Consider the following 12,737-nt stretch of genomic DNA (forward strand, 5'->3'; position numbering starts at 1 on the left):
GGTCACGCCACGGTCGCGGCCGGTCCCGCCGGCTCGAGAATTCCCCTGATGGCCCCGCAATTTACCGTTATCCGCGATACCACGCCGGATTCCGCGATCCTGAAGGGGGCGGTGGTCGCCATGGGCAATTTCGACGGGGTCCATCTCGGCCACCGGGCCGTTATTGCAGCAGCCCTGGAAATGGGCCGGCTGCATGGCCGCCCTGCGCTGGCGCTGACCTTCGAGCCGCATCCGCGCCGGTTCTTCAGCCCCAACACCCCGCAATTTCGCCTGACGGACGAACGCGCCAAGCTGCGGCTTCTGGCCGGGACCGGGCTTGCCGGTGCCGTGGTCATGACCTTCGACAAGGCTCGCGCCGGGACCAGCGCGCAAGATTTCATTCACCATGACCTGATCGAGCGCCTCGGCGTCAGTGGGATCGCGGTCGGCTACGACTTTCATTTCGGCAAGGGGCGCGTCGGCTCGCCAGGCCTTTTGGTCAACGAGGCCCCCCGGCTGGGCATCGAGGTGGACGTGCAGCCGCATGTCGATATCGACGAGCGGCCGGTCTCCTCCAGTGCGATCCGGATCGCACTGGCCGAGGGGCTCATCGACGAGGCCACCACCATGCTCGGCGCGCCCTGGTTCATCACCGGCGAGGTCATTCATGGCGAAAAGCGCGGCCGCGACCTCGGCTATCCCACCGCCAATATCCGGCTCGATGCCAATTGCGGCCTGAAGCACGGCATCTATGCCGTGCGGGTCGGCCGCGGGCCCGAGCGTCTGACCGGGGTGGCGAGCTTCGGCCGCCGCCCGACCTTTGATAATGGCGCGCCGCTGCTCGAAATCTTCCTGTTCGACTTCAAGGGCGACCTTTACGGGCAGGCGCTGGACTGCGCCTTTGTCGGCTTCATCCGCGAGGAGCTGAAATTCAACGATATCGAAGCCCTGATCCGCCAGATGGACGACGATTCCGCCCGCGCCCGCGCCATGCTGGCCGCCGCCCCGGACGCGTTTCCGCGGCTCGGAACGGTCGATTGAGGGCCCAAAGCCGGCCCCGCCGACCTTTGCGCTTCCCTTTTGCGCTTCTCTTGGCCCCCTGCTATGGAGAGCCCATGTTTGCGCGGCGCATCATAGGGATTAGCGGCCCGGCTTCCGCCTGAGCCTCAAGGCTCGGCGCAAGACCGGGATTTTGTCGTTTCACCCCGCGATTCCGCATCGCCATCCGTTCCCGCGCCATTCCGAGCCAGTCAGCCTCATGTCCGAAAAGCCGCAAAAGTCCCAAAAGACCGAAGCCAAAGACTATTCGAAAACCCTGTTCCTACCGCAGACCGAGTTCCCGATGCGCGCCGGCCTGCCGCAGCGCGAGCCGGAGATCCTCAAGCGCTGGTACGAGATCGGCCTCTACGAGAAGCTGCGCGAGCGCGCGAAGGGCCGCGCCAAGTTCGTGCTGCATGACGGCCCGCCCTATGCCAACGGCAACATCCACATCGGCACGGCGCTGAACAAGATCCTCAAGGATCTCGTCACCAAGAGCCAGCAGATGCTGGGCTTCGATTCCAACTACGTGCCCGGCTGGGACTGCCACGGCCTTCCGATCGAGTGGAAGGTCGAAGAGGAGAACTATCGCAAGAAGGGCAAGCAGAAGCCCGACTTCCGCGACAGCACCGCGATGATCGATTTCCGCAAGGAGTGCCGCGCCTACGCCACGCACTGGCTCAACGTGCAGCGCGAGGAGTTCAAGCGTCTCGGCGTGATCGGCGACTGGGCGCATCCCTACGCCACCATGAACTATCCAGCCGAAGCCCAGATCGCGCGCGAGCTGATGAAGTTCGCCGCCAACGGCACGCTCTATCGCGGCTCCAAGCCGGTGATGTGGAGCGTGGTCGAGAAGACCGCGCTGGCCGAGGCCGAGGTCGAGTACGAGGACTACACCTCCGACATGGTCTGGGTGAAATTCCCGGTCACCTCGCCCGCGCATGGCGCGCTGGCCTCGGCCAGCGTCGTGATCTGGACCACCACGCCCTGGACCTTGCCCGGTAACCGCGCCATCTCGTTCTCGCCGAAGATCGCCTATGGCCTCTACAAGGTGACGGACGCTCCGGCCGATAATTGGGCCAAGACCGGCGAACTCCTCATCCTCGCCGACGCGCTCGCCGCAGAGGTTTTCAAGCAGGCGCGCGTCACGGCCTTTGAGAAGGTGCGCGATATCCCCGGCGACACCATGGACGCGATCGAATGCGCCCATCCGCTCAAGGGGCTCGCCGGCGGCTACGAATTCATCGTGCCGCTGTTGTCCGGCGACCACGTCACCGACGATACCGGCACCGGCTTCGTGCACACCGCGCCCAGCCACGGCCGCGAAGACTTCGACGTCTGGATGGCCAACACCCGCGAGCTGGATGCCCGCGGCATCAACAGCGCGATCCCCTATACGGTCGACGAGAACGGCGCCTATACCGACCACGCGCCCGGCTTCGCCGGCAAGCGCGTCATCAACGACAAGGGCGAGAAGGGCGACGCCAACGAGGCCGTGATCAAGGCGCTCGCCGAGAAGGGCATGCTGCTCGCGCGCGGCCGGCTCAAGCATCAATACCCGCATTCCTGGCGTTCGAAGAAACCGGTGATCTTCCGCAACACGCCGCAATGGTTCATCGCGATGGACAAGGACATTGCGACCGACGGCAAGACAAAATCCGGCGATACGCTGCGCGCCCGCGCGCTGCACGCGATCTCGGTGACGCAATGGGTGCCGCCGTCGGGCGAGAACCGCATCAATGGCATGATCGAGGCCCGTCCCGACTGGGTGATCTCGCGTCAGCGCGCCTGGGGCGTGCCGATCGCCGTGTTCGTCCGCGAGAAGGGCGACGGCTCCGCCGAGATCCTCCAGGACGAGGCCGTCAATACCCGCATCGGCGACGCCTTCGCCAAGGAGGGCGCGGACGCCTGGTATGCGACAGGCGCGCGCGAGCGCTTCCTCGGACCGCATGCCAGCGAGGACTGGCAGAAGGTCGACGACATTCTCGACGTCTGGTTCGATTCCGGTTCGACGCACGCCTTCGTGCTTGAAGACCCCGTGCAATTTCCCGGTCTTGCCGGCATCAAGCGCAAGGTCGACGGCGGCACCGACACCGTGATGTATCTCGAAGGCTCGGACCAGCATCGCGGCTGGTTCCATTCTTCGCTGCTGGAGAGCTGCGGCACGCGCGGCCGTGCGCCCTACGACATCGTGCTGACCCACGGCTTCACCCAGGCCGAGGACGGCCGCAAGATGTCGAAGTCGCTCGGCAACACCATCGAGCCGCAGGCCGTCATCAAGGAATCCGGCGCCGACATCCTGAGACTCTGGGTCGCGTCCTGCGACTATACCGACGACCAGCGCATCGGCCCCGAGATCCTCAAGAACACGGTCGAGACCTATCGCAAGCTGCGCAACACAGTGCGTTGGATGCTCGGCACGCTGCATCATTACAAGCCGGCGGACGCGGTCGCGCCCGCCGAGATGCCCGAGCTCGAGCGGTTGATGCTGCACGAGCTCGCGCTCCGCGCCGAATTGGTCCGCAAGGCCTATGAGACGTTCGACTTCAAGAATGTTGTCGCAACACTGTCCGCCTTCCTGAACAGCGAGCTCTCGGCCTTCTACTTCGATATCCGCAAGGACACGCTCTATTGCGATCCGCCGTCCTCGCTGACACGCAAGGCGGCCCTGACCACGATCGACCTGCTGTGCAATTCGATCCTGAAATGGCTGGCGCCGATCCTGAGTTTCACCGCCGAGGAAGGCTGGCGGATGTACAGGCCCGAAGCCGAGGCATCGGTGCATCTGACGCTTTTCCCTGAAGGTCTCGAAAAGCTTCGCGACGACAAGCTCGCCGCGAAGTGGGAGACCATCCGCAACGTCCGCCGCGTGGTCACCGGCGCGCTGGAGCTCGAACGTGCCGCCAAGAACATCGGCTCCTCGCTCGAGGCCTCGCCGGTGATCTATGTCGCCGACCGCGACATGCTGGCGACGCTGTTCGACACCGATCTCGCCGAGATCTGCATCACCTCGAACTACGAGGTGCGTGAGGGCGAGGCGCCGGCCTCTGCATTCCGTCTCGATGCCGTGCCGGGCGTCGCGGTCGTGGTGGAGAAGGCCGTCGGCACCAAATGCGCCCGCTCCTGGAAGATCTCGCCGACCGTGGGTGAAGACCCCGAATATCCCGACGTCACCCCGCGCGACGCCAAGGCGCTGCGCGAATGGAAGGCGTTGGGCGTGAGCGTCTGATCCAGCCCATGACCCCGCTCCGCGCCGGCATCCTCGCGGCCATGGTCACGCTTGTGGCCGACCAGGCCTCAAAGCTGTGGCTGCTGAACGGCTTCGATCTCGCCCGCAAGGGCGTGGTGAAGGTGACGCCGTTCTTCGACCTGGTGCTGGCCATGAATATCGGGATCAGCTTCGGCTGGCTGCAGAATGACGGTCAGGCCGCGCAGCTCGCGCTGATGGCCGTGAAGGTCATCGCAGTGATCGCGCTCGCGATCTGGATGGCACGGTCGCAGACCCGGCTCGCCACGGTAGCGCTGGGACTGATCATCGGCGGCGCCATCGGCAACGGTATCGACCGCCTGGCCTATGGCGGGGTGGTCGATTTCGCCTTGTTCCACATCGAAATCGGCGGAAATACCTACAATTGGTACATCTTCAACCTCGCGGACGTGGCCATCGTTGCTGGGGTGGCGGCCCTATTGTATGATTCTTTCCTGGGGGTACCCGCCGCAAAAGCGCCCTGATCCCGGCCGATACGGGCCGGAGGCGGAACCTTGCTTGGCGAGGGGTGGTCGCGCGCGACGCGGCGAGACCGGCATCATCAAGACTGCCACAATATGGAACAGGTACAGGCATGCGCAGCTCCGAGACCAGCGGTTCGATCGGCCGAGACGCCCGGCGGGGACTTTGGCTGGCTCTGAAATTGTCGGCCGTCGCCCTCGGCATCGGTCTCGTCATGTCGGCAGGCCCGGTCCGGGCCGGTGACGATGGCGACGATGACGACGATATGACCTTCGAAGAGAAGCTCATCGACAACCTGATGTCCGGCATCGGCGGCAAGAGCATGGAAAAGAAGGGCATCGAGTACCGCGAGCGATCGCCGCTGGTGGTGCCGCCCAAGCTCGACCTGCCGCCGCCCGCCAGCGCTGATGCCAAGAATGCGCCAAATTGGCCGAAGGACCCCGACGAGAAGCGCCGCAAGGAGGCCATCGCTCAGCGGAAGAAGGGGGGCAACAAGGCAACGGAGTACTGGCAGGCGGCGCGACCGCTGTCACCGGCCGAGTTGGACGCCCACAAGACGGCCGGTCCCGACAAGACCGTCAATGATCCGGTCCAGCCGGGTGCCAACATCAGCAACCCGACGATGAGCCCAGCCCAGCTCGGGTACACCGGCGGCCTGTTTAAGCTTTTTTCGAACGACAAGGGCGAGGCCAAGCAATTCACGAGCGAGCCGCCGCGCCAGTCGCTGGTCGAACCGCCCCCGGGGTACCAGACGCCTTCGCCGAACTATGCCTATGGTGCCGGAGAGGATAAGTCGCGGCGGACGTATTTCGACGTCCAGTCGGGTAAGGAAAAGACACAATAGCTCCTTGCCGATCGCACGCAGGCGTGGACCCGCCGCAATCGTCCGGTGTAGGCCGGACGCGGCAGATGACCTATTTTTAAGTACAACTTGACCGCGTTCTCTGCTTCGTGACCCGAAGCTCAAAGCCGCGCGGTGTAGCATGCCGTGCTTTCACGCCCGGACATCAGCGTCCGGGCTTTCACAAGGATCGTGATGTCCTCACACCGATCGGTTGCCTGCCTCTTCGCCGCGCTGCTCTCGACATCTGCCCTCGACGTCGGCAGCGCACTCGCCCAGACGACGGTTACGTCAGCGCCGCCCGCCAGCTTCACGCTCAGCAACGGCCTCCAGGTCGTGGTGATCCCCGACCACCGCACGCCGGTGGTCACGGAGATGATCTGGTACAAGGTCGGCTCGGCCGACGAGACGCCGGGCAAATCCGGCCTCGCCCATTTCCTCGAGCACCTGATGTTCAAGGGCACGGAGAAGCACCCGGTCGGTGAGTTCTCGCAGACCGTACTCCGCGTCGGCGGCAACGAGAACGCCTCGACCTCGGTCGACTATACCAACTACTACCAGCGCGTGCCGAAAGAGCAGCTCCCGACCATGATGGAGTTCGAGGCCGACCGCATGACCGGCCTGATCCTCAAGGACGAGAACGTGCTGCCAGAGCGCGACGTCGTGCTCGAAGAGTACAACATGCGCGTCGCCAACAGCCCGGACGCGCGCCTCAACGAGCAGATCATGGCCGCGCTCTATCTCAACCATCCCTATGGCCGGCCGGTGATCGGCTGGCACCAGGAGATCGAGAAGCTCAATCGCGAGGACGCACTCGCCTTCTACCGCCGCTTCTACGCGCCGAACAACGCGATCCTGGTGATCGCCGGCGACGTCGAGGCCGCCGATGTGCGTCCGTTGGTCGAACGCAATTTCGGCTCGATCCCGGCCCAGCCCGCGATCCCCGCGCAGCGGATCCGCCCGCAGGAGCCGGAACCGGCGGCGCCGCGCACTGTCACGCTGTCCGACCCGCGCGTCGAACAGCCGAGCCTTCGCCGCCTTTACCTCGTGCCCTCGGCGACGACGGCTGCGGCCGGCGAGAGCGCCGCACTCGACGTGCTGGCACAGTTGATCGGCAGCGGCAGCAACTCCTATCTCTACCGCGCGCTCGTCGTCGACAAGCCGCTCGCGGTCTCCGCCAGCGCCAGCTATTCCAGCATCTCGCTCGACCCGACCCAGTTCATGATCTCGGCCTCGCCGAAATCCGGCGTCACCTTCGCAGACGTCGAGCAGGTCATCGACGGCGTCATCGCGGACATCGTGGCGAACCCGATCCGCGCCGAGGATCTCGAGCGGGTCAAGACTCAGCTCATCGCGGAGGCGATCTACGCGCAGGACAATCAGGCGGTGTTGGCGCGCTGGTATGGCGGCGCACTGACCACGGGCCTGTCGATCGAGGACATCCGAAGCTGGCCGGACCGCATCCGCGCCGTCACTGCCGCGCAGGTCCAGCAAGCTGCACAGAAATGGCTCGAGAAGAAGCGCTCGGTGACGGGCTATCTAATCAAGGACACCGCTACCGCTACCGCCAAGCGCGAGGAGAAGCGTTCGTGACCCATCCCTTTCTTCTCACACGGCGCGTCGTCCTGTCGTTTGCCGCCGGCGCAGCGCTCACGCTTGCCGCGGCATCGCCCTCGCAGGCCGCAGCAAAGATCCAGCATCTGGTCTCGCCGGGCGGCATCGAGGCCTGGTTCGTCCAGGACGCGACGGTGCCGCTGATCGCCATGGAATATTCCTTTGCCGGCGGCTCGACGCAGGATCCCAAGGACAAGCCCGGCGTCGCCAATCTGGTCGGCGACCTTCTTGACGAGGGCTCCGGCGATCTCGATTCCAAGACATTCCATGAGCGGCTCGACCGCCGCGCCATCGAGCTCTCCTTCAGCGCCACTCGCGACACTTTCCGCGGCAGCCTGCGCATGCTGCGCGACAACAAGGACGAGGCCTTCGATCTGTTGCGGTCCGCGCTGACCTCGCCGCATTTCGATACGGCCGATGTCGAGCGCATCCGCTCGCAGGTCATCTCGGGCCTGCGCCGCGACACCACCAGCCCGACCTCGCTCGCGAGTCGCAAATTCCTGGAGATGACGTTCGGCGATCATCCCTACGGACGGCAGACCAACGGCACGCTGGAGAGCGTGCCGACCATCACGATCGCGGACATGAAGGATTACGTCGGACGCAACCTTGCCAGGGACACGCTCAAGATCGCCGTGGTCGGCGACGTCGATCCGGCCACCCTCGGCAAGCTGCTCGATCACACGTTTGGCAGCCTGCCGGCCAAGGCCAATCTGACGCCGGTCCCCGACGTCGAGGCTGCCAAGCCGCCGCAGCGCGCCTTCGTGCCGCTCGACGTGCCGCAGACCGTGATCACTTTCGGCGGCCCCGGCGTGAAGCGCGACGACCCGAACTTCATGGCGGCCTACGTCGTCAACCACATCCTCGGGGGCGGCGGATTGTCCTCGCGGCTTTATCGCGAGGTCCGCGAGAAGCGTGGGCTGGCTTATTCCGTGTTCGAATCGCTGCTCTGGATGGAGCATTCTGCGATCTTCATCGGCAACACCGGCACCCGGGCCGATCGCGCCGGCGACACCATGGATGCGATCGAGAAGGAAGTGCGCCGCATCGCCGACGAGGGCCCGACGCAAAAGGAGCTCGACGAGGCCAAGTCGTACCTCAAGGGCTCGCAGATGCTGGCGCTCGACACCTCCTCCAAGCTTGCGCAGGCGCTGCTGCAATATCAGCAGGACAAGCTGCCGATCGACTATATCGAGAAGCGCAACGGCATCGTCGACGCGGTGACGCTGGACGACGCCAAGGCCGCCGCCAAGCGGCTGTGGGGCCAGGGGCTTTTGACCGTCATCGTCGGCCGCGCCCCGCAGGCTGCCGCGCAGCCGGCCGCGGCACCGGCGACGAAGTCGAATTGACGTCACCTGACGTTTCCTGAAATGGCCGGGTTCGCCCGGCCATTTGCGTTTCCAGATGCACCATTGCCGAAACGAGATCTCCGCGATATGTCCGGAGATCACGAATGGTGCCATCATGCTGCGGATATCCCGCGATCTCATCATCGACGAGGACGACATTGAGATCGGTTTTGTCCGCGCCTCCGGGCCGGGCGGGCAGAACGTCAACAAGGTCTCGACCTCGGCCCAGCTGCGCTTCGACACGCGCAAGCTGACCATTCCGGAGGATGCGGCGATCCGGCTCGCCCGCATCGCCGGCCAGCGCATGACCAAGGACGGCGTGATCGTGATCCACGCCCAGCGCTTCCGCACTCAGGAACGTAACCGTCAGGACGCCATCGACCGGCTCGTCGAGATTCTGACCGAGGCGATGATCCGACCGACGCCGCGGCGCGCGACGCGGCCGACCTACGCGTCCAAGCAGCGACGGCTCGACGGCAAGAAGCGTCGCAGTGACGTCAAGTCGAAACGAGGCGGACATTTCGACGATTAACAGCCGCACTCGAAGAAACTCCGGCCGCAAAGCGACCGGAGTTCTGCCGTTTCTCCGGCGGGACTAGTAGCGCTTGCCCGTGGCTGCACCGCCCGTCGCGGCATCGCCGGCGGTGCCCTTGTGTGCCGCGCTGCCCGTGGTGCCGACCGTGCCCCTGGTGCCCTTGGTCGACTTCATACCCGGCGTCTCGCCAGCCGCGCCCGGCTGGGCGCTCATCTCCTCGTCGCTGCTGCCCATCGTGCTGCCTTGCATGGGTTTGCTTTGCACGGTGCCGCCTGGCTTGACTCCAGACGACGTACCTTGCGCGAGAACGGGTGTCACAATGAGGGCCGAGAGAGCGCATGCGATTGCAGACGTCTTCACCAACTTCATTCAATTCTCCTGGATTTTTCTGCGATGAATGGCGCGGCGGCTCGCGACGCCGCTCGTCCGCTACCTGGCCATTGCATCGCGTCGAGAGTTCAAGCGGCGCAACCGTCATGCAATGCGCATGATGTGGTGATCGTTTAGGGATTTAACGGCGGTTTCGCGGAATTGTGCTTCGCATATAAGGCAGGGCGGAACAACTCACGCACCGGCATCTCCGTTCGCAGCCAAACAGCCCGCTACTACCACCGCGTCTTTGGCTGCGCCTAGAGTTCGCGCAAGCCGACGTTGATGTGGATGGGCGAGCTTTTGGCGATGCGCACGATCGTGCTGGGATTGTGCACCGCGGCGGTGCTGGTGATGCGCGTTGCCAACGCGCAAATGTCGTTACCGGCCGCAAAGCCGCCGGATGGCGCGACGCTGTTCAAGCAGCAATGCGCCGTTTGCCACACGATGAATTCGTCGGAACCGATGCGGCAAGGCCCGCCGCTGGTCAAGATCGTGGGCCGCTTCGCCGGCAAGGTCGAGGGCTTTCGCTACTCCGAGAGCCTCGCGAAAGCGGACTTCGCCTGGGACGAATCCAAGCTCGACGCCTGGCTGACCAATCCGCAGGCCGTCATACCCGGCGTGATCATGGTCTATCGCCAGGCCAAGCCGGAGACGCGCGCCGCCATCATCGCCTATCTCAAGGAGCAGAACTGAATGGCGAAGCCCGTTCATTCCATGATCCGCGTGCTCGACGAGACGCGCTCACTCGACTTCTACAAGCGCGCTTTCGGCCTCGAAGTCGCAGATCATCTGAAGTTTCCGGACTTTGCTCTGATCTATCTGCGTCACCCCTCCTCACCTTTCGAGGTCGAGCTGACGGTCAATTTCGATCGCAAGGAGCCATACCAGCTCGGCGACGGCTACGGCCATCTGGCCGTGGTGGTCGAGGATCTCGATGCCGAGCATGCCCGCTTCGCGCGCGAGCAGCTCGCGCCGGGTCCGCTGCGCGACTTCAAGCACGACGGCAAGACGCTGGCGCGCTTCTTCTTCGTCAGCGATCCCGATGGTTACAAGATCGAAGTGATCCAGCGGGGCGGACGTTTCGGCTGATCAAAACATAAAATCCAAAAATCTACGGAGGAATGCCATGAGAGAAGTCGATCGTCGAAGCAAGCATAGCCGTCGTGTCTTTCTCAAGGGCGCGGCGACGGCCGTGCCGGTCGTGGCTGTCGCGACCAGCCTCAGTGTCAGCGTCGAGGACGCCTGGGCCGATGAGGCCGGCACACTGTCGCCCGCGACGATGAAGACCTTACTGAAGGTCGCCCGCGACATCTATCCGCACGACGTTCTCGGCGACAGCTACTACATCACCGCGATCAAGCCGTGGGACGACAAGGCGGCAAAGGACGCCTCCGTCAAGGCGCTCATCAGCGACGGCATTGCCAGGCTCGATCAGAACGCGAGGGATCGCCACAAGGCGCCCTATGCCGAGGTGCCCTGGGAAGCCGATCGCGTGGTGCTGCTGAAGGAGATCGAGCAGAGCGACTTCTTCCAGAAGGTGCGCGGCGACCTCGTCGTCTCCCTCTACAACCAGAAAGAGGTCTGGCCGCGGTTCGGCTACGAGGGCTCCTCCGCCGAGCACGGCGGCTACATCAACCGCGGCTTCGCCGACATCGACTGGCTGCCGAAAGCTTAACGACCACCCAACGGTTCAGGAGAACGCATATGGCAAAATTCGATCTGAACGATAGCAGCGTTGTGGTGATCGTCGGCTCCGGGGCCGGCGGCGGCACGCTAGGCAACGAGCTCGCACAGAAGGGCGTCAAGGTGGTCATCATCGAGGCCGGTCCGCGCATCGAGAACCAGGACTTCATCAACGACGAGTGGGACAGCTTCTCCCAGCTCGCCTGGACCGATGCCCGCACCACGTCGGGCAACTGGCGCGTTGCCAAGGATTTCTCAGGCCTGCCCGCCTGGATCGTCAAGGCGGTCGGCGGCTCCACCATCCACTGGGCGGGCGCCTCGCTGCGCTTCGACGAGCATGAGTTCAAGGTCAAGAGCACCTACGGCAACATTCCCGGTGCCAATTTGGTGGACTGGCCGGTCACCCTCGCCGAGATGGAGCCCTGGTACGCCAAGGCCGAGAACAAGATGGGCGTGACCCGCACCAACGGCATTCCCGGACTTCCCGGCAACAACAATTTCCGGGTGCTCGAGGCCGGCGCGAAAAAGCTCGGCTACAAGACCGTGCACACCGGCAACATGGCGATCAACAGCCAGCCGCGCGACGGACGCGGATCGTGTCAGCAGATCGGCTTCTGCTTCCAGGGCTGCAAATCCGGCGCGAAATGGTCGACGCTCTACACCGAGATCCCCAAGGGTGAGTCGACCGGCAATCTGGAGGTCCGCCCTGGCAGCATGGTGGTCAAGGTCGAGCACGATGCGAGCGGCAAGGTCACCGGCGTGGTCTATGCCGACGAGAGCGGCGCGATGCAACGCCAGAAGGCGCGGATCGTCGCGGTCGCAGGCAATTCGATCGAAAGTCCGCGGCTGCTGCTCAACAGCGCCTCGAGCATGTTCCCCGACGGTCTCGGCAACTCGAGCGGCCAGGTCGGCCGCAACTACATGCGCCACATGACCGGCAGCGTCTACGCCGTGTTCGAGAAGTCGGTACACATGTATCGCGGCACCACCATGGCCGGCATCATCCGCGACGAGGCCGCCAATAATCCGAAGCGCGGCTTCGTCGGCGGCTATGAGATGGAGACGCTGTCGCTCGGACTGCCCTTCATGGCGGCGTTCCTCAATCCCGGCTCGTGGGGCCGGCCGTTCACCGCCGCGATCGACGGCTATCCGCGGATGGCCGGCATGTGGCTGGTCGGCGAGGATATGCCGCAGGAAACCAACCGCATCACGCTCGATCCAACCGTGAAGGACAAGTTCGGCCAGCCGGTCGCGAGCGTGCATTACGACGATCATCCCAACGACCTCGCGATGCGGGCGCACGCCTACAAGCAGGGGGCGGCGGTGTATGACGCGGTCGGCGCCACCGTCACCTACCCGACGCCGCCCTATCCAAGCACGCACAATCTCGGCTCGAACCGGATGAGCGAGAAGCCGCGCGACGGTGTCGTCAACAAATTCGGCCAGAGCCACGACGTGAAGAATTTATTCGTCTCCGACGGCAGCCAGTTCACCAGCGGCGCGGCCTGCAACCCGACGCTGACCATCGTCGCACTCGCGATCCGGCAGGCGGATTACATTGCGGGGGCGATGCAGAAGAAAGAGATTTGAGGTTCG

12 protein-coding genes are annotated in these 12,737 nt (G+C 64.5%); 11 read left to right on the forward strand and 1 reads right to left on the reverse strand.

Annotated features, from left to right (window positions below; translation table 11 throughout):
• Positions 1 to 48 precede the first annotated feature (48 nt).
• The 7 genes from K3F49_RS35085 to arfB all read left to right on the forward strand — a co-directional run bounded on the left by K3F49_RS35085 (position 49) and on the right by arfB (position 9,083).
• A complete protein-coding gene (locus K3F49_RS35085) occupies positions 49 to 1,020 on the forward strand; it encodes a bifunctional riboflavin kinase/FAD synthetase (RefSeq protein WP_234685427.1) in 972 nt (323 codons plus the stop codon).
• A gap of 217 nt (positions 1,021 to 1,237) precedes the next feature.
• Entirely contained in the window at positions 1,238 to 4,246 is a 3,009-nt protein-coding gene (gene ileS / locus K3F49_RS35090; RefSeq protein ID WP_234685428.1) for an isoleucine--tRNA ligase, read from the forward strand.
• An 8-nt stretch (positions 4,247 to 4,254) separates the two neighbouring features.
• Positions 4,255 to 4,749, forward strand: a complete 495-nt coding sequence (gene lspA / locus K3F49_RS35095; protein WP_234685429.1) for a signal peptidase II — start codon at positions 4,255 to 4,257, stop codon at positions 4,747 to 4,749.
• A 110-nt stretch (positions 4,750 to 4,859) separates the two neighbouring features.
• Positions 4,860 to 5,591, forward strand: a complete 732-nt coding sequence (locus tag K3F49_RS35100; RefSeq protein WP_234685552.1) for a hypothetical protein — start codon at positions 4,860 to 4,862, stop codon at positions 5,589 to 5,591.
• Between the two features lie 192 nt (positions 5,592 to 5,783).
• Positions 5,784 to 7,181: a M16 family metallopeptidase gene (locus K3F49_RS35105; RefSeq protein ID WP_234685430.1), complete on the forward strand. Its 1,398-nt coding sequence runs from the start codon at positions 5,784 to 5,786 to the stop codon at positions 7,179 to 7,181.
• Positions 7,178 to 8,551: a M16 family metallopeptidase gene (locus K3F49_RS35110; protein ID WP_234685431.1), complete on the forward strand. Its 1,374-nt coding sequence runs from the start codon at positions 7,178 to 7,180 to the stop codon at positions 8,549 to 8,551. Before K3F49_RS35105 ends, K3F49_RS35110 begins: the two co-directional genes overlap by 4 nt.
• A gap of 115 nt (positions 8,552 to 8,666) precedes the next feature.
• Positions 8,667 to 9,083 carry an alternative ribosome rescue aminoacyl-tRNA hydrolase ArfB gene (gene arfB / locus K3F49_RS35115; RefSeq protein ID WP_234685432.1) on the forward strand — a complete coding sequence of 139 codons (417 nt, stop codon included), beginning with the start codon at positions 8,667 to 8,669 and terminating at the stop codon, positions 9,081 to 9,083.
• Between the two features lie 63 nt (positions 9,084 to 9,146).
• On the opposite strand, the gene K3F49_RS35120 is transcribed toward arfB, so the two are convergent.
• On the reverse strand, positions 9,147 to 9,350 hold the full coding sequence (locus K3F49_RS35120; RefSeq protein ID WP_234685433.1) for a hypothetical protein: 204 nt from the start codon (positions 9,348 to 9,350) through the stop codon (positions 9,147 to 9,149).
• Between the two features lie 414 nt (positions 9,351 to 9,764).
• Here K3F49_RS35120 and K3F49_RS35125 point away from each other — a divergent pair, with 414 nt between their 5' ends.
• From K3F49_RS35125 to K3F49_RS35140, 4 genes are read left to right on the forward strand one after another with little or no spacing between them, the layout of a single operon-like run.
• Positions 9,765 to 10,151 (forward strand): c-type cytochrome, encoded by a 387-nt coding sequence (locus K3F49_RS35125; RefSeq protein ID WP_234685553.1) that lies wholly within the window; start codon positions 9,765 to 9,767, stop codon positions 10,149 to 10,151.
• Positions 10,152 to 10,547, forward strand: a complete 396-nt coding sequence (locus K3F49_RS35130) for a VOC family protein (RefSeq protein ID WP_234685434.1) — start codon at positions 10,152 to 10,154, stop codon at positions 10,545 to 10,547.
• Positions 10,548 to 10,584: 37 nt separating this feature from the next.
• Complete coding sequence (locus K3F49_RS35135) at positions 10,585 to 11,133, forward strand: gluconate 2-dehydrogenase subunit 3 family protein (protein WP_234685435.1); 549 nt, start codon at positions 10,585 to 10,587, stop codon at positions 11,131 to 11,133.
• A 29-nt stretch (positions 11,134 to 11,162) separates the two neighbouring features.
• Positions 11,163 to 12,731: a GMC family oxidoreductase gene (locus tag K3F49_RS35140; protein ID WP_234685436.1), complete on the forward strand. Its 1,569-nt coding sequence runs from the start codon at positions 11,163 to 11,165 to the stop codon at positions 12,729 to 12,731.
• Positions 12,732 to 12,737 lie beyond the last annotated feature (6 nt).

The sequence above is a fragment of the Bradyrhizobium monzae genome (assembly GCF_021458635.1).
Taxonomy (GTDB): Bacteria; Pseudomonadota; Alphaproteobacteria; order Rhizobiales; family Xanthobacteraceae; genus Bradyrhizobium.

What these genes read in the sequence shown, in the direction of transcription:
- K3F49_RS35100 (WP_234685552.1), top strand. Translation starts at nt 4,860, where the DNA reads ATGCGCAGCTCCGAGACCAGCGGTTCGATCGGCCGAGACGCCCGGCGG.
- K3F49_RS35140 (WP_234685436.1), top strand. Translation starts at nt 11,163, where the DNA reads ATGGCAAAATTCGATCTGAACGATAGCAGCGTTGTGGTGATCGTCGGC.
- K3F49_RS35130 (WP_234685434.1), top strand. Translation starts at nt 10,152, where the DNA reads ATGGCGAAGCCCGTTCATTCCATGATCCGCGTGCTCGACGAGACGCGC.
- K3F49_RS35105 (WP_234685430.1), top strand. Translation starts at nt 5,784, where the DNA reads ATGTCCTCACACCGATCGGTTGCCTGCCTCTTCGCCGCGCTGCTCTCG.
- K3F49_RS35085 (WP_234685427.1), top strand. Translation starts at nt 49, where the DNA reads ATGGCCCCGCAATTTACCGTTATCCGCGATACCACGCCGGATTCCGCG.
- ileS (WP_234685428.1), top strand. Translation starts at nt 1,238, where the DNA reads ATGTCCGAAAAGCCGCAAAAGTCCCAAAAGACCGAAGCCAAAGACTAT.
- lspA (WP_234685429.1), top strand. Translation starts at nt 4,255, where the DNA reads ATGACCCCGCTCCGCGCCGGCATCCTCGCGGCCATGGTCACGCTTGTG.
- K3F49_RS35135 (WP_234685435.1), top strand. Translation starts at nt 10,585, where the DNA reads ATGAGAGAAGTCGATCGTCGAAGCAAGCATAGCCGTCGTGTCTTTCTC.
- K3F49_RS35125 (WP_234685553.1), top strand. Translation starts at nt 9,765, where the DNA reads ATGCGCACGATCGTGCTGGGATTGTGCACCGCGGCGGTGCTGGTGATG.
- arfB (WP_234685432.1), top strand. Translation starts at nt 8,667, where the DNA reads ATGCTGCGGATATCCCGCGATCTCATCATCGACGAGGACGACATTGAG.